Genomic DNA, 21,748 nt, shown 5'->3' with positions numbered 1-21,748 from the left:
GGAGTGTCACAGCAGGGCCGTAGTATTCCTACGTGGCAGGCAGGATCAATGACGAGGACGTGAAGGCGGTTCGGGACGCGGTCCCGATCGACGCCGTGGTCTCCGACTACCTCCAGCTGCGGAACGCGGGCGGAGGCAACCTCAAGGGCCTGTGCCCCTTCCACGACGAGAAGTCACCGTCCTTCCAGGTCAGCCCCAGCAAGGGTCTCTTCCACTGCTTCGGCTGCCAGGAAGGCGGCGACACGATCGCCTTCGTGATGAAGATCGACCACCTCACGTTCTCGGAGACGGTCGAGCGCCTCGCCGCCCAGGCGGGCATCACCCTTCGGTACGAAGAGGGCGGGTACAACCCCACGAGCCAGCGCGGCGAGCGCATCCGCCTCGTCGAGGCCCACAAGATCGCCGCTCAGTTCTACGTGGACCAGCTGGAGAGCCCCGAGGCCGAGATCGGCCGGAAGTTCCTGGCCGAGCGCGGCTTCGACCAGGCCGCCGCCGCGCACTTCGGCGTCGGCTACAGCCCCGCGGGCTGGGACCACCTCACCCGGTTCCTGCGCGGCAAGGGCTTCACCGACAAGGAGCTCGTCCTCTCCGGCATCTCCCAGGAGGGCCGCCGCGGCCCCATCGACCGCTTCCGCGGCCGTCTGATGTGGCCGATCCGCGACATCAGCGGCGAGGTCGTCGGCTTCGGCGCGCGCAAGCTGCGCGACGACGACAACGGCCCCAAGTACCTCAACACCCCCGAGACGCCGATCTACAAGAAGGGCCAGGTGCTCTACGGGGTGGACCTGGCCAAGAAGGAGATCGCCAAGACCTCCCGCGCGGTCGTCGTCGAGGGCTACACGGACGTCATGGCCTGCCATCTCGCCGGTGTCACCACGGCCATCGCCACCTGTGGCACCGCCTTCGGCGGCGACCACATCAAGATCCTGCGCCGCCTCCTGATGGACAACGGCTCGGCGCGGGTGATCTTCACCTTCGACGGTGACGCGGCAGGCCAGAAGGCCGCCCTGCGCGCCTTCGAGGACGACCAGAAGTTCGCCGCCGAGACGTACATCGCCATCGCGCCCGAGGGCATGGACCCCTGCGAGCTGCGCCTCGCCAAGGGGGACGAGGCGGTCGCCGACCTCGTCGAACCCCGCACGCCGCTCTTCGAGTTCGCGCTGCGCCAGATCGTCGCACGCTACGACCTGGAGACCCCCGCGGGCCGTGCCGCCGCCCTGGACGAGGCGGCGCCGGTCGTGGCCCGCATCAAGAACAGCGGCGCGCAGCACGAGGTGGCGGTCCAGCTCGCCGGGATGCTCGGCATCCTGGACACCCAGTTCGTGGTCAAGCGCGTGGCCCAGCTCGCGCGTTGGGCCCGCGACCGGGGCGGCAGGGGCCCGGCCCCGCAGCAGCAGCGCGCCCACCAGGGCCAGCAGTACGGGCCCTCGGCGCCAGCTGTTCCCTCAGGGCCCTCCGGCCCCGCGCTCACCCTGCGCAGCCCCGCCCACCGCACCGAGCGCGAGCTGCTCAAGCTGGCGCTGCAGCGCCCGGAGCTGGTCTCCCCGGCCTTCGACGCGTACGGCGTGGACGAGTTCACCGCGCCGCCGTACGCGGCGGTGCGCCGGTGCATCGAGGAAGCCGGCGGCGCCGAGGCGGGCATCCCCGAACCGCAGACCTACCTCGCCCGCGTCCTGGACGCCGCGCCGGACGACATGGTCCGCGCCATGGTCACCGAGCTGGCCGTCGAGGCGATCCTGCGCAAGCAGGTGGACGAGATCTACGCGGGCGTGCAGCTCGTCCAGGTCAGGCTGCGCGCGGTCGACCGCCGCATCCGTGACGTCCAGGGCAGCCTGACCCGCCTGAGCGCACAGGGCGACCCGGCACAACTGGCCGCGGTGCAGAACGAGTTGTGGATCCTCCAGCAGTACGCCCAGGCCCTCCGCGAACGCGGCGCCGACGCGCTCTGAGGTTCGTCCGGGGCCCGGCTGGTTACCCGTCGGGTAACCGCACGGTCACGCACCGGACTCAAAAAGTCACCGCACGCCCCTCGTGGCGGCCGTGTGTCGTACCCCACACTGGGTTGCGGTGCCTGAGTCCTCGGAGCGCGGCCGGCCCGCAGACAGCGCATGCGGAACCGGTACACCCGCGATTCCACACATCGTGTTCGGGACGGACAGCGGCGAGGCCGTCGAAGCCGATCCCGCTGTACCGCTGCCGCACGCCTCAGCAGCGATCATCATGGAGGTCGCCCCCGTGCAGACCCAGACCCTCAGCCAGAGCGAGACCGCCGTTGCCGCGGAAGCGGAGGCAGCGGCGGATACGGACGTCATCGCGGCCGTGCCGCAGCAGGGCCGCCCCGCACGGCACCCGGAGGCGGGTCACGAAAGCCCCGGGGTCCAGGCGACACCCGAGCCCCCGGACGCCCCGGAGGCACTCGAACCGGACAGCGGCGAGCTGCCCCTGCCGCCCGCGCCCCGCAGCCGCGCCGACACCGGCGGCCCCTCGTCCGACCTGTTCCGGCAGTATCTGCGCGAGATCGGCCGGATACCCCTGCTCACGGCGGCGGAGGAAGTGGAACTGGCACGCGGCGTCGAGGCCGGCCTGTTCGCCGAGGAGAAGCTGCGCCTCGCCACCGACCTGGACTCCCAACTGGCGCTCGACCTGGACAAGTTGGTGGTCGCGGGACGGATGGCCAAGCGCCGTCTGATCGAGGCCAACCTCCGCCTGGTCGTCTCCGTCGCCAAGCGGTACGTGGGCCGCGGGCTGACCATGCTCGACCTCGTCCAGGAGGGAAACCTCGGCCTGATCAGGGCGGTCGAGAAGTTCGACTACGCCCGCGGCTACAAGTTCTCCACGTACGCGACCTGGTGGATCCGTCAGGCGATGTCGCGGGCCCTCGCCGACCAGGCCCGCACCATCCGCGTCCCCGTGCACGTCGTGGAACTCATCAACCGCGTCGTCCGCGTCCAGCGCCGCATGCTCCAGGAACGGGGTTACGAACCGACGCCCGAAGAGGTCGCCGCGCACCTCGACCTGCCGCACGAGCGGGTCAGCGAAGTCCTGCGCCTGGCGCAGGAACCGGTGTCGCTGCACGCGCCCGTGGGCGAGGAGGACGACGTCGCGCTCGGCGACCTCATCGAGGACGGCGACGCGACGAGCCCCGTCGAGTCGGCGGCCTTCCTCCTCCTGCGCGAGCACCTGGAGGCGGTCCTCTCCACGCTCGGCGAGCGCGAACGCAAGGTCGTCCAGCTGCGCTACGGCCTCGCGGACGGCAGGCCCCGCACCCTGGAGGAGATAGGACGCATCTTCGGCGTGACGCGCGAACGCATCCGCCAGATCGAGTCCAAGACCCTCAACAAGCTGCGGGACCACGCCTTCGCGGACCAGCTGCGCGGCTACCTCGACTGAAAGGGTCAGTCGACCTCGGCCACGGCCTGTGCGAACTGAGCCGCGTACAGACGCGCGTACGCGCCCTCGGCGGCCAGCAGGTCGTCGTGCGTGCCCTGCTCCACGATCGCCCCGTTCTCCATCACCAGGATGGTGTCCGCGTCGCGGATCGTGGACAGACGGTGCGCGATGACGAACGAGGTCCGCCCGTGGGCGAGCCGCGCCATCGCCTTCTGGATGAGCACCTCCGTACGGGTGTCGACCGAGCTGGTCGCCTCGTCAAGGACCAGGATCACCGGGTCGGAGAGGAACGCCCGCGCGATCGTGATCAGTTGCTTCTCGCCCGCGCTCACCCCCGTGCCCTCGTCGTCGATGACCGTGTCGTAGCCGTCGGGCAGCGTGCGGCAGAAGCGGTCGGCGTGGGCCGCCCGCGCCGCCTCCTCGATCTCCTCACGCGTGACGTCCTTGGCCGCTCCGTACGCGATGTTCTCCGCGATGGTGCCGCCGAACAGCCAGGTGTCCTGGAGCACCATGCCGATGCCGGACCGCAGTTCGTCGCGCGACATCTCCGCGATGTCGACCCCGTCGAGCGTGATGCGCCCGCCGGTGACCTCGTAGAACCGCATCAGCAGGTTGACCAGCGTGGTCTTGCCCGCGCCGGTCGGGCCGACGATCGCCACCGTGTGGCCGGGCTCCACCTTCAGGGACAGGTCCTCGATGAGCGGCTTGTCCTTCTCGTAGCGGAAGGACACCTGCTCCATCTCGACCCGGCCGCGCAGTTGGTCGGGCCGCGCCCCCGGCACCGGGTCGGCCTCCTGCTCGTCCGCGTCGAGCAGTTCGAAGACGCGCTCGGCAGAGGCGACACCGGACTGCACCAGGTTCGCCATCGAGGCGACCTGCGTGAGCGGCATCGAGAACTGCCGTGAGTACTGGATGAAGGCCTGCACGTCACCGATCGACAGGGCGCCGGACGCGACCCTGAGGCCGCCCACCACGGCCACGAGCACGTAGTTGAGGTTCGACATGAAGAACATCAGCGGCTGCATGGCCCCGCTGTTGAACTGCGCCTTGAACCCGGCCTCGTAGAGCGCGTCGTTCTGCTCGGCGAACGCCTTCGCCGACTCCTCCTGGCGCCCGAAGACCTTCACCAGGTTGTGCCCGGTGTACATCTCCTCGATGTGCGCGTTGAGCTTGCCGGTGGACTTCCACTGCTGCACGAACTGCGGCTGCGACCGCTTGCCGACCTTCGTCGCCACGAAGAACGACAGCGGCACGGTGACGAGCGCCACCAGGGCGAGCAGCGGCGAGACGTAGAACATCATGATCAGTACGCCGACGATGGTGAGCAGGGAGTTCACCAGCTGGCCCATGGTCTGCTGGAGCGTCTGGCCGATGTTGTCGAGGTCGTTCGTCGCCCGGCTGAGCACCTCACCGCGCTGCCGCTTGTCGAAGTACGACAGCGGAAGCCGCGACAGCTTCTCCTGCACGTCGCCGCGCATCTTGAAGACGGTCCTGTTGATGGCGCGGTTCGAGAGCCGCGTCGAGATCATCATCAGCAGACCGGCGACCAGGAACGTCACGAGAGCGAGCAGCAGCACCTCGCCGACGGCGTCGAAGTCGATGCCCTGGCCCGGCGTGAAGTCGACCCCCGAGAGCATGTCGGCCATGCCGTCGTCACCCTTGTCGCGCAGGCCCTCGATGGCCTGCTCCTTGGTGACCCCGTCCGGCATGTCACGGCCGACGATGCCCGCGAAGAGCAGGTCGGTCGCCTTGCCGAGGATCTTCGGGCCGAGCACGGTGAGCGCCACGCTGAGCACTCCGGCGGCGATCATCCCGTACATCGTGGTGCGCTCTGGCCTGAACTGGGCCAGGAGCCGCTTGCCGGACCCCTTGAAGTCCATCGACCGGGAGTCCGGCCCCATCATCTGTTGTCCGCCCGGACCGGCCATCACGCGGCCTCCGCTTCCGTCAGCTGGGAGAGCACGATCTCCCGGTAGGTCTCATTGCTCTCCATCAGCTCGTGATGGCGTCCCGTCCCCACGACCCGGCCCTCGTCCAGGACGATGATGCGGTCGGCGTCCCTGATCGTCGCCACGCGCTGGGCGACGATCACGACGGTCGCCTCGGCGGTCTCGCGGCCGAGCGCGGCCCGCAGGGCGGCGTCCGTGGCGTAGTCCAGGGCCGAGAAGGAGTCGTCGAAGAGATAGATCTCCGGGCGCTGTACGAGCGTCCTGGCGATCGCGAGGCGCTGGCGCTGACCGCCGGAGACGTTCGTGCCGCCCTGCGAGACGGGCGCGTCCAGTCCCTCCTCCAGGCTCTCCACGAAGCCCTTGGCCTGGGCCACTTCGAGCGCGTGCCAGAGCTCCTCGTCGGTCGCCTCGGGGTTGCCGTAGCGGAGGTTGGTGGCGACCGTGCCGGCGAAGAGGTACGGCTTCTGCGGTACCAGACCCACGGTCCTCGCGAGCAGCGCGGGCTCGATGGTGTGCACGGGCACGCCGTCCACCAGGACCTCGCCCTCCGTGGCGTCGATGAGCCGCGGCACGAGGCTGAGCAGCGTCGACTTGCCGCTGCCGGTCGACCCGATCACGGCGGTCGTCTCACCGGGCCGCGCGACCAGGCCGACGGCCTTCAGGACGGGCTCCTCGGCACCGGGGTAGCGGAAGCCCGCGTCGCGGATCTCCAGGTGGCCGTGACGCCGCAGCTCCGTCACGGGGGAGGCCGGGGGCACCACGCTGCTCTCGGTGTCCAGGACCTCCTCGATGCGCTCGGCGCAGACCTCGGCGCGCGGCACCATCATGAACATGAAGGTGGCCATCATCACGGACATCACGATCTGCATCAGATACGCGAGGAACGCGGTGAGCGCCCCGATCTGCATGCCGCCGCTGTCGATGCGGTGCGCGCCGAACCACACCACGGCGATCGACGAGATGTTCACGACGGTCATGACGATCGGGAACATCAGGGCGAGCAGCTTGCCGGTGCCGAGCGACACGTCGGTCAGCTCGGCGTTGGCCTTCCGGAAGCGGTCCTTCTCGTACGCGTCGCGGACGAAGGCGCGGATGACGCGGTTGCCGGTGATCTGCTCGCGCAGCACGCGGTTCACGGTGTCCAGGCGCACCTGCATCGTGCGGAAGAGCGGGCGGAGGCGCTTCACGATCAGGCTGACGCAGATCGCGAGGACGGGCACGACGGCGACGAGGATGCCCGAGAGCGGTACGTCGAGGCCGAGCGCCATGACGATGCCGCCGACACACATGATCGGCGCGGACACCATCAGCGTGAACGACATCAGGACCAGCATCTGCACCTGCTGGACGTCGTTCGTGGTCCGGGTGATCAGCGACGGCGCGCCGAACTGCCCCAACTCCCGTGCGGAGAACGACTGCACGCGGTCGAAGACGGCGGCCCGCACGTCGCGGCCGAGCGCCGACGCGGTGCGGGCGCCGTAGTAGACGGCGCCCACGTTGCAGACCACCTGGGCGACGGTGACGGCGATCATGATGCCGCCGAACGACAGGATGTAGCCCGTGTCGCCCTTCACGACACCCTCGTCGATGATGTCGGCGTTGAGCGTGGGCAGATAGAGCGAGGCACACGTCTGCAGGAACTGCAGCAGCACCAGCAGGGCGATGGGCTTCTTGTACGGGCCCAGGTGGGCCCGCAGGAGTCGTATGAGCATGGTCTCTTCGAGAGGCGTGGGCGGGGGTTCTGGCGTGGGCGCCTCAATACTCCGATACCGCACCTGGGGCTGCGCAACCGATTAAGCCATGACCCGGTAAAAAGATTGTCCGGGTCAAGAACTAGGTTTCCCCGCGCCCCTTACGGGGCGCCGTCGAGCGCCCCGGGGTGCGTCTGCTCCCGCACCGTCCGGTACTGCTGCCGCACCGCCTGGCCCACGGCGTGCTCCTCGCCCGGCTCGAAGAGTTGCGCCGCTGCCCCCTGCCAGTACGGCAGTTGGCCGTTCAGTGCCCAGGCCGCCTGTCGTGCCGCGCCGATCGCCGCGTAGTCCGCGGGCTGCGGCACCACGACCTGCGTGCCGAACAGCATCGGCGCCGCCGCCTGCACCGCGGGCAGCTCGGCCGCCGCGCCGAGCAGGAAGACCCGCCGCACCTCCACGCCCCGCGACCGCAGCACGTCCAGCGCGTCCCCGAGCCCGCACAGCATGCCCTCGAAGGCCGCCCGCGCCAGATGCTCCGGCCGCATCGACTCACGCCGAAGCCCGGTCAGGGTGCCCGCGGCATGCGGCAGGTTCGGTGTCTTCTCGCCCTCCAGGTACGGCAGGAGCACGAGCCCGTGCGCACCCGGCGTCGACTTCATGGCCAGCTCCGAGAGCCCCTCCAGATCGGGCACCCCCAGCATCTCGGCCGCGCCGCGCAGCACCCGCACGGCGTTCAGCGTGTGCACCACGGGCAGATGCATGCCGGTGGCGTCCGCGAGCGAGGTGATCGTCCCGCTCGCGTCGACCAGGGCCTCGTGGTGCACGGCCATCACGGACCCCGAGGCCCCCAGCGAGACGACCGCGTCGCCCTGCTGGACCCCCAGCCCGAACGCCGCCGCCATCGTCTCGCCCGTACCCGCCGAGATCAGCAGCCCCTCGGGCGTCGTCCCCGCCGGTTCGGCGGGACCGATCACCTCGGGCAGCATCGCCTGGTGGCCGAGCGCGAGCTCCACGAGATCGGGGCGGTACGTGCCCGTCGCCGCCGACCAGTAACCGGTGCCGGAGGCCCCGCCCCGGTCGCTCGTGCGCCGCGCGGGCCGCCCGAGGAGCTGCCACACCAGCCAGTCGTGCGCCTGCATGAGAGAGGCGACGCGCCGCGCCGCCTCCGGTTCGTTCTTCGCCAGCCAGCGCAGCTTCGTCACGGGGTGCGCCGCCTGCGGGACGCATCCGACGGCCTGCGCCCAGGCCTCGCGGCTGCCGAGCCCGTCGATCAGGTCGGCGGCCGCGACCTGCGCCCGCCGGTCGTTGCCGACGAGCGCGGGCCGCACGGTGTTGCCGTGCTGGTCCAGGGGGACGACCGCGTTCTGCTGCGCGGAGACGCCGATCGCCTGTACGCCTTCGAGCAGCCCGCCGCCCGCTGCCTCACCGAGCGAGAGCAGCCAGGCCTGCGGATCCACGTCCGACGGACGGCCGCCTCCTTCGGGGCCCTCCGTCGGATGCGGGGCATAGCCCTGCTTGAGTACGGCGCCCGTGTCCGCGTCACAGACCACGATGCGCGTGAAATCGGGCGAACTGTCCAACCCTGCGACTATCCCCATGCCTGGAATTCTGCCGCACCGCGCGCCGTGACCCGTACCCCAGCTCACAGGAGCCGCGCCCGTTACGTGTTGCTGGTGCCCCAGTCGTCCTCACCGCTGCCCTGCCCGCGCTCGCGCAGCGACCGCACCCGGTCGGCCACCGAGTCCGGGACCCGGTCCCCGACCTTCTCGGACACGGTGTGGAAGGCCTTGCCCGCCACGTCGCGGCCCTGCTGTGTCGCGGACTCCACGGTGTTGCGCACCGCCGGGTTCTGCGCGAACTCGCGGGCGGATTTCCTCAGCTTCTCGTAGCGCTCGCGGCCTGCCCGGGTACCGAGCACGTACCCGAGAGCCACTCCCGCGACGAATGTGAGCCGGTAGCGCATGGCTGCCACCCTTCCCTTGCGTCGGCATCGATCGTTCGCTCGTCTGTTGCCCTGTGCGGGCGGTGGGGATGCGGTGGGGATACCGATTGGCGGAGCACCCCCCTGCTTGCGCTAATGTATGTGTCGCAGCGACCGCCCGCCGCCTGGAGAGTTCCCAGGTAGCTGCGTTCGATGCAACGAGACGATCCCCTGTAGCTCAATTGGCAGAGCAGCCGGCTGTTAACCGGCAGGTTACTGGTTCGAGTCCAGTCGGGGGAGCTCGGTCTCCTGTAGCTCAATTGGCAGAGCAGCCGGCTGTTAACCGGCAGGTTACTGGTTCGAGTCCAGTCGGGAGAGCTGTGAGAAGGACCCCTGGGATTCCCCTCAGGGGTCCTTTTTCGTGCCTGGTGGAACCATCGGGGCAGCCCTGCGGTCCTCATGGTCGAGCGATGCCGACCATCCGAAGCAGGAGATCGTATGAGCGGCTATGCTGCGGCAGACGGCGCGCACAAATGTGCGCGACGCGCCGTTAGGGGCGGTAGCTCAGCCGGTTAGAGCAGCGGACTCATAATCCGTCGGCCGTGGGTTCGAGTCCCACCCGCCCCACCGAAGCGCTGGGGCGCAGGAACGATTCCACCTGCGTCAGCAGCGCAAACCTCCCCCCGTCCTTCGCTGTGAAGTGACGCGCGGGTGAGCTTCAGCCCCGAAATCCGGGGCAGCAGGGGCTCATGAAGATATTGATCGTCCTGGTGGTCATCGGCCTGGCCGCGGCTTGGTACGTGCAGTCGCGGAAGCGGCGTTGAACGCGCACGCCGGGTCCACGGCAGCCGCTCCGGTGGCCGTGCATCCGCCCGCGGGCACCGGAGGCCGCCGGGTGACGGTCCGGGGGGAGATCCTCGGCCTCGCGCACTGTGACGCGGACGTCGTCGAGTTCCTGCGCGTCGCCGGGCTGCCGGACGCCGAGGAGCTCCTGGACGATCCCGCGTGGGTGAAGTGGCGCGGCGGCGTGGCGCACCACTACGAAGCGGCGTAGGCGCGACTCCGTAAAGCGGCCTCCGCCTAGAGCGGTGCCTGCCAGGTGGCTGTCGTGCCCGAGCCGACACCGTCCGTCGTGCCGTCGTCGTAGACCGTCAGGCGTACGCCCGTGCGGCCGTCCGGCAGCGTCGCCCGCGCGTCCACCGCCACCTCGATGCGGGTGACGTCGGTGCGGCGGGACGCGGCGGCCAGGGCGCGGCGCAGGGCCGCCAGGAGGTGGCCCGCCGTCGGCTCCGTGACGCGGGCGTCGACGGCTCCGGTGAAGTGCACCGAGGGCTGGACGCCGACCACCGCCGCCGCGCCCGCCGTCTCGCGGAGCACCTTGCCGCGGAACGTGGTCGGGGCGTCGGCCGGTGGCTGCTGGAGCGCGAAGATCGCCGTGCGGACCTCCTGGATGGTGGACTCCAGCTCGTCCACGGCCTGGTCGAGGGTGGACTCCACCTGCGGGGAGGTGTCCCTGCGCCGGGTCGACTCCAGCATCATGCCCGTCGCGAAGAGCCGCTGGACGACGAGGTCGTGCAGGTCGCGGGCGATGCGGTCGCGGTCCTCGAACACCGCGAGGCGCTGCCTGCTCTGCTGGGCGTCCGCCAGGACGAGGGCCAGCGCGGCCTGCGAGGCGAACTGGGTGGCGAGCAGACGCTCCACGGAGGTGTACGCGCGCTCGCCCCTGCGGCGGGGCAGCGCGAGCGTCCCGATGAGCCTCCCGCCCGCCTGCAGCGGCAGCATCATGCTGGGCCCGAAGTTGGTCCGTACGTGCGTGGTCATCCGGGGGTCGGTCGCGGAGTCCTCGACGAACACCGGCTCACCCCCGAGGAGTTGCTCGAGGACCGCGCTGCCTGGCTCGATGGTCGTGCCGATGAGGTCGTTCTGGAGGGCGTTCGGATGGGCGCCGGCGTCGCTCGGGGGCGTGATGCCGTCCTCCTCCTGCGTCGCCGCCGCGACGATCCGCATGCCGCCCTGGTCCGTGGGCTGCAGGATCACCCCCGCCGACGCGCTCGCCAGGATGCGGGCCTGCTCGGCGACCTTCATCAGCGCGTCGGCCGCCGGTTCGCCGGTGAGCAGGGCCGTGGTGACCGCGGCGGCGCCGTCGATCCACCGTTCGCGCTGCCTGGCCGCCTCGTACAGGCGGGCGTTGCCGATCGCGATGCCCGCCTGGCTCGCCAGGACGCGGAGCAGTTGCAGGTCCTCCTCGGTGAAGCGGCCCTCGCGCTTCTCGGTGAGGTAGAGATTGCCGAACGCCTCGTCGTGGACGTGCACCGGGACGCCCAGGAAGCTGTGCATCTCTGGGTGCTCCGGCGGTACGCCGCACGAGCGGGGGTCCGCCGTCAGGTCGTCCAGGATGAGCGGCTTCGGCTCGCGGATCAGGGTGCCCAGGAGGCCCGAGTGGCCGTCGGGGAGGGGGCCGATGCGCTCCCGCTCGGCCGCGGTCAGGCCCGCCGTGAACAGGTCCGTCAGCTTGCCGTGCCCGGGGTCGATGACACCCAGCGCGCCGTACCGGGCGCCGGTCAGCTCGGTCGCGCTCTCCACGATGTGCTGGAGCGTGGTGTGCAGTTCGAGGTCCGAGCCGACGCCGAGGACCGCGTCCAGGAGAGGCACCAGGGAGAGGGGCAGGTCGTCGCCGTTCATCGCGCGGCGACCCACGCCTTCTCGACCGGGCCGATCAACTCCGGGCCCGTCAACTCCGGGCCGATCAACTCCGGGCCCATCGACGTCACCACCAGGTGCCCGTGCCGAGCCCGGTCAGCCGGAGAGCGGGTTGAGGACCAGCGGCTGGATCTTGCCCTCCAGCATCGCCCCGAGCCCGAGCACGGCGCACACGTCCGGCCGTTCGGCGATCTGCACCGGCATCCCCGTCGCGTCCCGCAGCATCTGGTCCAGGCCCGGGAGCAGCGCGCTGCCGCCGACCATCATGATCCCGCGGTCGGCCAGGTCGGCGACCAGGTCGGGCGGGCAGTCCCGCAGCACCTTGCCGATGCCGTCGAGCACGGCGGTGAGCGGCGTGTGGATCGCCTCGCGGACCGCGGCGGTGTCCACGTGCACCGACCGGGCCAGGCCCGTGGCGACGTCACGGCCGTGGATCTCGGTCGACTCCGGGCCCTGCGGAGTGAGGCCGTTGCCGCGCAGGGCGAGCTGGAGCGGGCGTACCGACTGGCTGGGGAGCATCAGCTCGTGGTGGTGGCGCAGGTGCTGGACGATCGCGTTGTCGATGGCCTCGCCGCCCACCGGGATGCGCTGAGCCGTCACGATTGACCCGAGGGACAGCACCGCGACCTGCGTGGTCGCGGCCCCGCACACCAGGATCATGGTCGCCTCCGGCTGCTCCACGGGCAGCCCGCAGCCGACCGCGGCCGCGATGAGCGTGTCCACCAGCTCGACCCTGCGCGCCCCGAGGCCGACCATCGTCTCGACGGCCGCGCGCTGGGCCAGCGGGTCCGCGTCGTGCGGTGTGCAGGCGGCGGCGCGCAGCCGGGGCTTGCGGCGCAGGGTGCGGCGGAGCTTCTCGCCCAGGAGGTGGCGCAGCATCCGCTGGGCCATCTCGATGTCGACGACGGTGCCGCCGGAGACCGGCCGCACGACCCGGATGTAGCCCGGGGTGCGCCCCGTCATCTGCTCGGCGAACTGGCCGACCGCGATGAGCGCGCCCGTCCGTGTGTTCACGGCGGCGGCGCTGGGCTCGTCGACGACGAGGCCCGCGCCCTTCACGAACACCCGGGTCCTCGCGGCACCCAGGTCGACGGCGATGTGGCAGCGGCGCAACTGCTCCAGACTGACGGTCATGGCAGATCCTCCCGAGAGCGCAGACCGTACGGACCGTCGGACGACGGTCCCATCTCGCATCGTGCGGTGGCCGCGGGCGGCGCGCGCGTCGGGCTGAGCCGGGTGGGGTGCCGCCGCACGGGTGGTCTTGATCGCGTCGCTGGCGGCGCAGTTAGCATCCCGTGTGACGCATTCGCCCCCGGAAGAAGACGAAGCCGACGGCTCCCGCATACCCGGAGCTGCCGACAGCCCCCCGCTGTCCCCGCTACCAGTGGAGCCCCAGGGGCCCGTCGCGAAAAGGCGGATACTCGCCGATCTGACGCCTTTGCGTACGTCCGCCGACTACCGCCGTCTCTGGGCCGGCAACACGATCTCCTGGATCGGCCAGGCGATGACCGCGCTCGCGGTCTCCCTCCAGGTCTACGACATCACGCACTCCAGCTTCTCGGTCGGCCTGGTGGGGCTCTTCTCGCTGGTCCCCCTCGTCGTGTTCGGCCTGTACGGGGGCGCCATCGCGGACACCGTGGACCGCCGGAAGCTGGGCCTCTACTCGTCGCTCGGTTCCTGCGGGCTCTCCGTCGCGCTGGCCGCGGGCGCGTTCGCGGGCTTCCACCACGTGTGGTTCCTGTACTCCGTGGTCGCGTTGCAGGCGGTCTGCGGGGCGCTGAACTCGCCGGCGCGGTCCTCGATGATCCCGCGGCTCCTGCCGCCGGAGCAGTTGCCCGCGGCCAACGCGCTGTCGTCGATCACGACGACGGGGGGCACGATGCTCGGCCCCATGCTGGGCGGTCTCATCGTCGGCCTGTGGGGGTACCAGGCCGCGTACACGGTGGACGCGGTGGCCTTCAGCGCGTCCCTGTACGCGATGTGGCGGCTGCCGGCGATGCGGCCGGAGGGGGCGGAGGAAGGGGCGCGCGGGAAGCGGGCCTCGGTCCTCGACGGGCTGCGGTTCCTCGCCACCCGGCCGAACCTGCGGATGACCTTCTTCACGGACATGTGCGCGATGGTGCTCGCGCACCCGCGGGCGCTGTTCCCCGCGGTGGCGGCGGTGTGGTTCGGGGGCGACGCGAAGACGGTGGGTCTGCTGGTCGCGGCGCCCGCGGTGGGGGCGCTGCTCGGCGCGGTGTTCTCCGGGTGGCTGGGGCGGGTCCGGCGGCACGGTCTGGCGATCCTGCTCGCGGTGGCCGGGTGGGGCACGGCGATCGCCGTCTTCGGCCTGACCCGGAATCTGTGGCTGGGACTGTTCTTCCTCGCGGTGGCGGGCTGCGCGGACACCATCTCGATGGTGTTCCGGAGCACGATGCTCCAGGCGGCCGTACCGGACGAGATGCGGGGCAGGCTCCAGGGCGTCTTCATCGTGGTCGTGGCGGGCGGGCCGCGGCTCGGGGACTTCATCGCGGGGTCGGTGGGTGACCTGGGCTCACCCTCGCTGGCTGTGGTGGGCGGCGGGGTCGCGTGTGTCGTCGCCGTGGGACTCCTGGCCGTCAAGTGGCGGGGATTCGCGCGGTACGACGCGAAGGCGCCGGAGGCGTAGCGGCGCGGGAGTTCACCGGTCGTGGAGCAGGTCGACGAGGGGTGCCAGATCGCTCACCGTCGTACGCACTCCGGCGGCGGCCAGGCGCTCGCGGGCTTTGCGGCCCGGTGCGTACCCGATGAACGCGATGCGCAGGCTCCGGGCGGCGGCCGCCTCCTCCGGCGAGGAACCGACCATGACGCAGCGGTCCGCCGGGGAGCCCAGTTGCTCCAGCGCGCGGCGCGGGCAGTCGGGGTCGGGCATGAGGAGGGTGAGGTCCTGGGTGCGGCCGTGGAACCCGGCCCGGGGGAGGTGGAGTCCCTTGGCGCCCAGATAGGCCGTCACGGCGCGCGGCGAGGTGTCGGTGACGATGGCCAGGCGGAGGGGCTCGTCGGGCCGGGCCAGGGTGTGCAGGAGTTTTGCGGCGTGGGGCGAGGGCCTCGCGGTGAGGGCGGCCTGCATCTCGATCTCCTCCAGGCGCGAGTGCAGCTCCTGGGAGAGCGTGCGGCGCCGGGCGAAGGCGCGGAGGACGTCCATGGGGTGGACCCGGTCCGCCGTGCCGCCGGCCGGGCGGGGCTCGGGCAGGAGGGGGGTGCCGGCCAGGGCGGCCTCGGGGTCGCGCTGTTCGGCGATCAGCGCGGTGAGGGCGCGGGCCGCGTGGCGCGCCGACTGTGCCGTGTAGAGCTGGGCGAGGGTTCCGTCGAAGCCGAGGAGCACGGCTTCGACGGCGGTGGGCATCGGGGCGTTGGACGGCTCGGTGGTGACCTCGCAGTACCAGTCGTCGGACTGCGGGACGGCCCGGAACCGGTGCCGCAGGCGGCCCGAGCGGTTGAGCCGCTCGTGCAGGTCGCTGGAGACGATCACGATGGCGCGGCTGCTGTCGGGCCCGAGCAGATGATGCAGCCCGGACGGGACCGTGGGCGCCGAGACCGTCGGGTCCGGCTCATGGGTGAAGGTCACCCCGAGCCCGAGCACGGGGAAGGCCGCCAGCGCGGACGGGAGTTCGTTGACCGTGGTGGTCAGCACGTGCAGGACGTGCACCTCGGGGGCCACGGTCACGTCCCAGCCGCGTGGGCGGGAACGCATCGCGAACTGATCGGGGGTGATGCCGCCCCGGATGAGGAGGTGGGAGATCTCCCGGCCCAGGTTCTGCCGTACGTCCTCCTGGCTTCCCGCCGGGCGGGCCAGGTACTCGAAGGTGAGGGTGGTCGGCGGGGTGACCGGCTGGTCGTCCGCGGTCTCCCGTCGGACGCCGAGATCGTCGAGCTGGTCGCTGGGGAGTTCCTCGTTCGGGGAGAGCGGTTCGTCCAGTTCGGCCTGCTCCTCCTCGTCGGCGCCGAGCTCCCGGCTCAGTTCGCGCCGCGTGTGGAGCAGGGACTGCCGCAGGCGGTTGATCTCGGCGCGGGTGGAGCGGGCCGCCGGGCCGGGAACGCCTTCCAGGGGGGTGCCGCGCCACAGGCCCAGGGCGGCCCTGACCAGATCGCGGGCCCGGGTGGGGTCTCCCGCGAAACGGGCGTCACGGGCGTCGTCGTGGAGCCGCTGGAAACGGAACAGGTCGACGACGTCCGGGCCTGTCGGCAGGGCCAGCATGTACGTGCCGTTCCCGGCCACCACGGAGTCGGGACCCAGCGCGTTGCGGAGGCGGGAGGCGTAGGTGCCCAGGAGCCGGGGTGCGTCGGCGGGCCGGTCGCCCCCGCCCCACATGCCGTGCAGCAGCTCGTCGTGGGGCACGCCTCGGCCGCGCCCGAGCAGCAGCATGCAGAGCATGGCCTGCTCCCGGGCGGAGCCGGTGGCGAGGGGCCGGCCGCCGCGGGCGACGCGAAGGGGGCCCAGCAGGGAGTACGTGCGCTCGTGCGACGCGGGCGTGGAGAGCTGCGTGAGCCGCTGGAGGCCCTGGTCCCGGCGCTCCGGGTCGGCGGAGCCGAGATCCGCGACGGCCGAGAGGAGCGTCTCGCCGAGGCCGCCGGGCACACCGATGCCGTCGGGCCCGCTGACGCCGCCTGGCCTCGGCCTTGGACGCGAGCTCAATCGGTCGATGCCCGCGGCCAGTTCAGAGGGTGTTGCCACCTCGTCCGCATCCGCATCCGCATCCGCGTCTGACGGTTCGAACAGGTCCGTTCCGGCGGCCTCGCCGGTCCCGGCGTACATCTGGCGCACGAGGAGGCCGAGTGCGGCGAGGTCGGCCCGGCTGCTCTCCTCGCCGTACGGGATGAGCGTGAAGCCGCAGAGCACTGCGCCCCCTTGCGGCGGGAGCCGCACGAAGTGGGGGGAGAGGGCGCCATGGGTCATGCCCGCGGTGTGCAGGGCGGAGACGGCGCGGGCGAGGGGCGGCACCAGGTCGAGCAGGAGGTGCGCGGGCAGGCCGTCCCGGTGGTCCGCCAGAAGTTCCGCGAGGCTGCGGCCCTCGATGAAATCCATCACCACGTACGGGACTTCACCGTTCGCGTAGTCCCGTACGGCCGCCACCTGCGCGTGGCGGAACCGGGACAGCTGGCGCGCCGCCCGTGTGAAGTCGGCGCGGAGCCACTGGGGCGCCTGCGGGTAGCGCTGCACCACCACGGGCTCGTCGCCCCGGCGCAGATCCTCCGCGAGCCACACGCTGTCGCTCCGTCCGATGAGCCGCACCATCCGGTAGCGGTCACCGAGAAGCCCCGCCTCCCGGCCCCCGCCGAGCTGCCGCACGCTGTCCGGAGTGACTGTGGCGAAGGGCTCGCCCACCGAAGCCTCCGGCCCGGCGCCCCCGCCGGATGCCGCCACCGCCCGCAGTTCCCCGGGAGCGGTGCCCGCCCGCTCGTCGATCAGCCCGCCGACCCGGGCCAGCAGCTCCCGCGTACGCCCCCGCGCGGTGCGGGGAAGCGTACGGAGCAGCAAGTCCCGTACGCCGTCCCGGAATTCATAGGACCCGGGGCTCCCGCCCGAGGAAAGCATCCCGCTGAGGATCACCTCCGCCAGATGCTGCGGACGCGGGCGCTCCTCCACCGCGGCCTGGACGAGCCGCATCACCGGCAACTGCGCCTCACCCACCGCGAGATGGCCCGCGAGGCGGAAGGCCTCGGGAGAGGCGGTGGAGCGGAAGCGGAGCACGAGGTCCTCGGGCGAGGCCCGGGTGACGTCCTCGGCGGCCGCCTCGGCACCTGGAGGCGCCGTGCCCAGCCACCCCACCGCCCCCGGCAGCCGCGCCCCGCCCGCGTCCGCCACCAGCGCCGCCCAGTTGGCGAGCCACGTCCCGGCGGGTTCGATGACCGGGATCGGCAGCGCTCCGTCGGGCGGCGCCTCCGAGGCGGCGTACGGCGTGAAGGCGAGGGCCGCGGACGGTGCCGCCGGGTGCGGGGCCGAGAGGGAGCCCGGGGTCGTGGGCAGAGCCGTGGTGCGCCAGAGGCGTTCCGGAAGTGGCTGGATCACGGCCACCGGCTGGTGCGCGGCCCAGCGGCGCAGCGTGCGGTACCAGCGGGTGCCCGCCGCGCCGGAGCGCCACTGCGGGCCCATGCAGTCGCTGATCACCAGGGTGACCGTGCGGCCCGACGCGGGGGCGTGCGCCGCCTGGGGCGGGACGGTGCCGTCGGGCTCCGCGCGGTGCAGCTCCACCGTGCGGAAGATGCCGGACTGGGCGAGCGCCGTGTGGAGTTCGTGGACCAGGGGGCGCCAGATCGGCATGGTGGGGCCCGCGTCGTACACCAGGCACAGGCGCAGCCAGCGTTCCTCGGCGGGGCGCAGGACCGGCAGCCAGCCGCGCGGGTGGCCGCCCAGGCGGGCGATGCGGTGGGCCGTGGCCTCCTCGTCGATGACCTGGCCCACCGGGGAGGGGACGCGGCGCTTCAAGGGGCGCAGGGCGCGTTGCAGGGTGAGGGGGTGCGTCACCATCGGGGGGACCGGGACCCGGACCGGGGTGTGGTTCGCTGCTGCTTCCGCTGCCGGTGCGTCGGAGGTGCGCGACGGGTCCTCGGGGGAGGCGGAGGTCGCCGACGCGTCGCCGTCCGTCCGCGGGGGCAGCAGGAGCGGCACCCGGTCGTCCTGCGCGGGAGCGGGGGAGGGATCGGCCGGGTGCGGGGACGGCGACGGGCTGACCGGCGGTGGCGTGGGCTCCGCCGCCCCCGCGTCGGCGGAGGTTTCCTGCCGTGTCGGCTCGGAACCCTCCATCTGGCCTGCGAGCCAGAGGAGTTCGGCCAGCTCGGTCGACGTGGGGCGTGACCCGGCCGCCGCCTCCGCGAGGAGATCGGCGAGCCGCGCGACGGGGCCCCGGGGCCGGGGCGTGTCAGAGTGCATCGGGGCCCGGGTCCGCGGCCTGCGTGAGGTACGGCATCAGCTGGCGCGCGAGCTCGTCGCGCGACCCCGCGTCCACCCCCGCCGCACCGGTCAGGTAGATCGCGTTCAGGAGCTGGTCCGTGGCGAGTTCACCGCCGGAGCCGCGCTCCAGGAAGCGGGCGATGAGCGTGCGGGCGTAGGCGTCGGGTTCGCCGAGGTGGGCCCGGACGATCTCCTCCAGGTGCTCGTCGCGGGGCTGGCGCAGGCGCAGCGTGACGCAGCGGCGCAGGAACGCGGGCGGGAACTCTCGTTCGCCGTTGCTGGTGAGGACGACGAAGGGGAAGGCCCGGCAGCGCACACGGCCGCGCTCGACGGTCACCGGGTCGTCCGAGCCGTCGGCAAGGAGGGCCGCCTTCGGGGTGTGCTTGGCGATCCGTACCAGCTCGGGGATCTCGTACTGGCCCTCCTCCAGGATGTTCAGGAGGTCGTTGGGCAGGTCCAGGTCGCTCTTGTCGATCTCGTCGATGAGGAGGGCACGCGGGCGTTCGTAGGGGAGGAGCGCCGTGCCGAGCGGGCCGAGGCGGAGGTGGTCCTCGACGCCCGCGCCGTCCCGCGACGCCCTGGCCCGCGGGGCGCGCCCCGCCGCGTACAGCCGCGACAGCGGGTCGTACTGGTAGAGGCCGTCGTGCAGGGCACTGCGGCTCGTGATGTTCCAGCGCAGCACCGGGCCGAGCCCAAGCTCCCGCGCCACCGCGTACGCGAGGCTCGACTTGCCGCTGCCCGGCGGCCCCGTCACCAGGAGCGGACGCCGCAAGTACAGCGCGGCGTTGACCAGTTGGACGCAGGTCTCCGTGGCCCGGTACGTGTGCGCGCGGTGCACGCGGTCCGGGGAGGTCGCCGAGCCGTCGTCCGTGGGCGGGTCGAGGACCGGGCCGCCGTCGAAGGCGCGCCAGGGCGGCGGCGGAGGCAGCCGGGTGATCCCGTCGTGGGGCTCGTTCGTGCCGGTGTAGACGGGCCACAGGGACATGATCGGGGTTCTCCGTATTCCTGCGTCGGGTTCGGGATGCGAGGGGCGCGAGGGGCGCGAGGCGGGCGGCGGGCTCAGGCGACGGGGGAGTGGTGGTGGGCGGCGGGTGCGTCGGGGAAGCAGCGCGGGTCGTCCCACAGGAGCTGCACGTCCCTCGCCCAGTGGGTGTCCGGCTCGTCCGACGCCTCCGCGCTCTCCCGCAACGACAGGATGGTGCGCGGGAGTTCGGCGGGCGAACGCCCCTCGACGTGGGCGGCGATGCGGTCCAGGAAGTCGGAGCCCGCGCACCCCGTGTCGTCGCGGTGGCCGGGGTCCTCGCAGCCCGTGCGCGGCCACAGGATGACCGGCACCGGCACGGTGAGCGAGACGTCGAAGTGCGTCACCTCGGCGTCGGGACCGGCGCGTTCGGCGCGGGGCGGTGCGGCGAACCCGGCCAGGTCCGCGCCGTCGCGCCGCAGCCGGAACCGCAGCTTGTTCGGTTTCTCCTCGGTGCCGCACTCGACGCGGTGCAAGGCGGTCGCCGGGCTGTCGTCCAGGTGCTCCCACCTGCGGGCGAGCCGGTGCCGCAGACCGCCCTTGCGGCGGGAGCGGTCGGTCACGACCAGGGGGTACGAGCAGCCGAGCGGGGTCGGGTCGTCGGCCCCGCACGCCCACCGGGCCACCGGCCAGTTGAGCAGCGCACGCGGCAGCACAAAGGCAAGTAACTCGTCGGTTCCGGGGGTGAGATGGGAGAAGGCGTCGTCGACGCTTTCCTGGACGTACGCGCGCACGTGCCCCGCGGGCAGGGTGTGCGAGCTCACGGGGTGGCGCAGCCCCTCGCGGTAGGCGGACACCTCGACCAGGAGCTGGTCGTCGCCCGCGCCGCTGTGGTCGATCTCGACGAGGATGGGGGACCAGACGGGCGGTTCCCCAGGCTCCCCCGGCTTCGGCGGGGCAGGGGCCGCGGGCGCTTCGAGCAGGCCCGCGAGTCGGTCGGCGAGGCGCGTCACCGCCTCCGGGTCCTCGACCTCCCAGAGGATGTACCAGGCCGCCGACCACAGCGATCCGAAGCCCTCCGGCGGCACGGGCGGCCCGAACGGTCCCACCGCGTCGCGGTACAGCCGCTCCGCGTCGCGGGCGACGTCGGTTTCCTGCGCCCGGTCCACCAGGGCGCGCAGCCGCTCCTTCGCGGGCCGCTGCTGGCCGGGGATGGGGACCAGGTCGCCGAGCGGGGGCCAGTAGCGCGCCATGACGGAGGCGGGCAGCATCCGACCGTTGCGTACGCCGCTGGACGCGCGGGCGGCGGCCGACACCATGCCCACCACGCGGTTGCTGTCCGCGAGGGTCACCGCCGCGCCGCTGAACCCCGGTGCCAGGGGCTGCCCGTGCGCGCTCCACGCCTCCAGCTGGACCCACTCGTCCGCGATCCGCTGGGCGGCGGTGGCGCGGTACTCGGCGAGGGTGCCCTCGCGGTAGCCCTTGGGGAATCCGTACACCAGGAGCCGGGGGCGGGGTTCGGCGTAGGCGTCGTCGGGTGCCGCGAACTCGGCGGGCCGTACAGGTACCGCGTGGGCGAGTTCCAGGACGGCGAGGTCTCCCAGGTCGCTGCCGTGTCCGTCCCAGCCGCCGTGTGCCTCGACGACGGCGCTCACGCCGCCGAGATCCTCGCGGTGCGGGAAGGAGACGGTGATGGGCGCGCCACTGCTGCGGACCACGTGCGCGCAGGTCAGCACGTGCCGCTCGGACACGAGGAAGCCCGCCCCGACCTCGCTCCCGCACGCGATGCGGGCGTGCCACGATGCGCTGCTCATGGGGCGGGGGTGGCCTCCGGCGGGGTCGCGGCGGAGGGCCCGTCCGGGGTCCAGGCGAGGCGCACCACCAGGTGGCCCTCGGCCGTGCCCTTGACGATCACCGCGCCCGCCTCCGCGGACATGCGCACGCCGAACTCGATCTCCACCGAGTCCGGGCGCAGGCTGCCGTCGCGGAACACCCGCAGTGCGGACTCGGCGGCGGCGCGGGCTCCGGCGAGCGACTCCTCGAAGGTGCGGACCGCGCGGGAGGGGCCTTCGCCGCGTGAGATGAGGTGGGAGCCGTGCGTGTCCTCCACGTCGGCCATGACGACCCGCGTGCCGTCGTCGGTCGTGAACTCCACCAGATCGTCCATCAATGCCCCCGTCGAACCCGTGCCGCACCTGCCAACCGCATTGTTACGGAAGGTCCTTG

Annotated in this window: 14 protein-coding genes and 3 tRNA genes; 7 read left to right on the top strand and 10 right to left on the bottom strand. The window is 72.3% G+C overall.

Annotated elements, in window-relative coordinates; genetic code table 11:
- The first annotated feature begins 32 nt into the window (after positions 1–32).
- Positions 33–1,949, top strand: coding sequence for a DNA primase (gene dnaG, locus ACWFRU_RS02860; RefSeq protein WP_453684009.1), 1,917 nt, complete (start codon positions 33–35; stop codon positions 1,947–1,949).
- A 118-nt stretch (positions 1,950–2,067) separates the two neighbouring features.
- Entirely contained in the window at positions 2,068–3,390 is a 1,323-nt protein-coding gene (locus ACWFRU_RS02855; RefSeq protein WP_453684008.1) for an RNA polymerase sigma factor, read from the top strand.
- Positions 3,391–3,395: 5 nt separating this feature from the next.
- Here ACWFRU_RS02855 and ACWFRU_RS02850 read toward each other — a convergent pair whose 3' ends face one another.
- From ACWFRU_RS02850 to ACWFRU_RS02835, 4 genes are all read right to left on the bottom strand, one after another.
- A complete protein-coding gene (locus tag ACWFRU_RS02850) occupies positions 3,396–5,318 on the bottom strand; it encodes an ABC transporter ATP-binding protein (RefSeq protein ID WP_453684006.1) in 1,923 nt (640 codons plus the stop codon).
- Complete coding sequence (locus ACWFRU_RS02845; protein ID WP_453684004.1) at positions 5,318–7,051, bottom strand: ABC transporter ATP-binding protein; 1,734 nt, start codon at positions 7,049–7,051, stop codon at positions 5,318–5,320. Before ACWFRU_RS02845 ends, ACWFRU_RS02850 begins: the two co-directional genes overlap by 1 nt.
- Before the next feature lie 140 nt (positions 7,052–7,191).
- Positions 7,192–8,628 carry a xylulokinase gene (locus ACWFRU_RS02840; RefSeq protein ID WP_453684002.1) on the bottom strand — a complete coding sequence of 479 codons (1,437 nt, stop codon included), beginning with the start codon at positions 8,626–8,628 and terminating at the stop codon, positions 7,192–7,194.
- 62 nt (positions 8,629–8,690) lie between these two features.
- Positions 8,691–8,993 (bottom strand): YtxH domain-containing protein, encoded by a 303-nt coding sequence (locus ACWFRU_RS02835; protein WP_363307573.1) that lies wholly within the window; start codon positions 8,991–8,993, stop codon positions 8,691–8,693.
- A gap of 185 nt (positions 8,994–9,178) precedes the next feature.
- Here ACWFRU_RS02835 and ACWFRU_RS02830 point away from each other — a divergent pair.
- The 4 genes from ACWFRU_RS02830 (at position 9,179) to ACWFRU_RS02815 (ending at position 10,005) form a co-directional block, all read left to right on the top strand.
- Positions 9,179–9,251 (top strand) — tRNA-Asn (locus ACWFRU_RS02830).
- A 5-nt stretch (positions 9,252–9,256) separates the two neighbouring features.
- A tRNA-Asn gene (locus ACWFRU_RS02825) sits at positions 9,257–9,329 on the top strand.
- A 175-nt stretch (positions 9,330–9,504) separates the two neighbouring features.
- Positions 9,505–9,578 (top strand) — tRNA-Ile (locus tag ACWFRU_RS02820).
- A gap of 193 nt (positions 9,579–9,771) precedes the next feature.
- Positions 9,772–10,005, top strand: a complete 234-nt coding sequence (locus tag ACWFRU_RS02815) for a hypothetical protein (RefSeq protein ID WP_453684001.1) — start codon at positions 9,772–9,774, stop codon at positions 10,003–10,005.
- 26 nt (positions 10,006–10,031) lie between these two features.
- Here the strand turns inward: ACWFRU_RS02815 and ACWFRU_RS02810 are convergent, their stop codons facing one another.
- Both ACWFRU_RS02810 and mreB read right to left on the bottom strand, forming a co-directional pair.
- Positions 10,032–11,633 (bottom strand): GAF domain-containing sensor histidine kinase, encoded by a 1,602-nt coding sequence (locus ACWFRU_RS02810; RefSeq protein WP_453683999.1) that lies wholly within the window; start codon positions 11,631–11,633, stop codon positions 10,032–10,034.
- Between the two features lie 114 nt (positions 11,634–11,747).
- Complete coding sequence (mreB, locus tag ACWFRU_RS02805) at positions 11,748–12,785, bottom strand: rod shape-determining protein MreB (RefSeq protein WP_451203393.1); 1,038 nt, start codon at positions 12,783–12,785, stop codon at positions 11,748–11,750.
- A gap of 250 nt (positions 12,786–13,035) precedes the next feature.
- Here mreB and ACWFRU_RS02800 point away from each other — a divergent pair, with 250 nt between their 5' ends.
- Entirely contained in the window at positions 13,036–14,298 is a 1,263-nt protein-coding gene (locus ACWFRU_RS02800; RefSeq protein WP_453684511.1) for an MFS transporter, read from the top strand.
- Between the two features lie 12 nt (positions 14,299–14,310).
- Here the strand turns inward: ACWFRU_RS02800 and ACWFRU_RS02795 are convergent, their stop codons facing one another.
- The 4 genes from ACWFRU_RS02795 to ACWFRU_RS02780 form a co-directional block, all read right to left on the bottom strand.
- Positions 14,311–18,540 (bottom strand): SAV_2336 N-terminal domain-related protein, encoded by a 4,230-nt coding sequence (locus tag ACWFRU_RS02795; RefSeq protein WP_453683997.1) that lies wholly within the window; start codon positions 18,538–18,540, stop codon positions 14,311–14,313.
- A complete protein-coding gene (locus ACWFRU_RS02790; RefSeq protein WP_453683995.1) occupies positions 18,530–19,546 on the bottom strand; it encodes an AAA family ATPase in 1,017 nt (338 codons plus the stop codon). The genes ACWFRU_RS02795 and ACWFRU_RS02790 overlap by 11 nt, the downstream gene beginning before the upstream one ends.
- Positions 19,547–19,620: 74 nt before the next feature.
- Positions 19,621–21,336 (bottom strand): VMAP-C domain-containing protein, encoded by a 1,716-nt coding sequence (locus ACWFRU_RS02785; protein ID WP_453683993.1) that lies wholly within the window; start codon positions 21,334–21,336, stop codon positions 19,621–19,623.
- A complete protein-coding gene (locus ACWFRU_RS02780; RefSeq protein ID WP_453683991.1) occupies positions 21,333–21,689 on the bottom strand; it encodes a CU044_2847 family protein in 357 nt (118 codons plus the stop codon). Before ACWFRU_RS02780 ends, ACWFRU_RS02785 begins: the two co-directional genes overlap by 4 nt.
- Positions 21,690–21,748: the final 59 nt, after the last annotated feature.

This window comes from Streptomyces sp. NPDC055099, from assembly GCF_053607685.1.
This window is presented reverse-complemented; position numbering and strand designations above follow the sequence as displayed.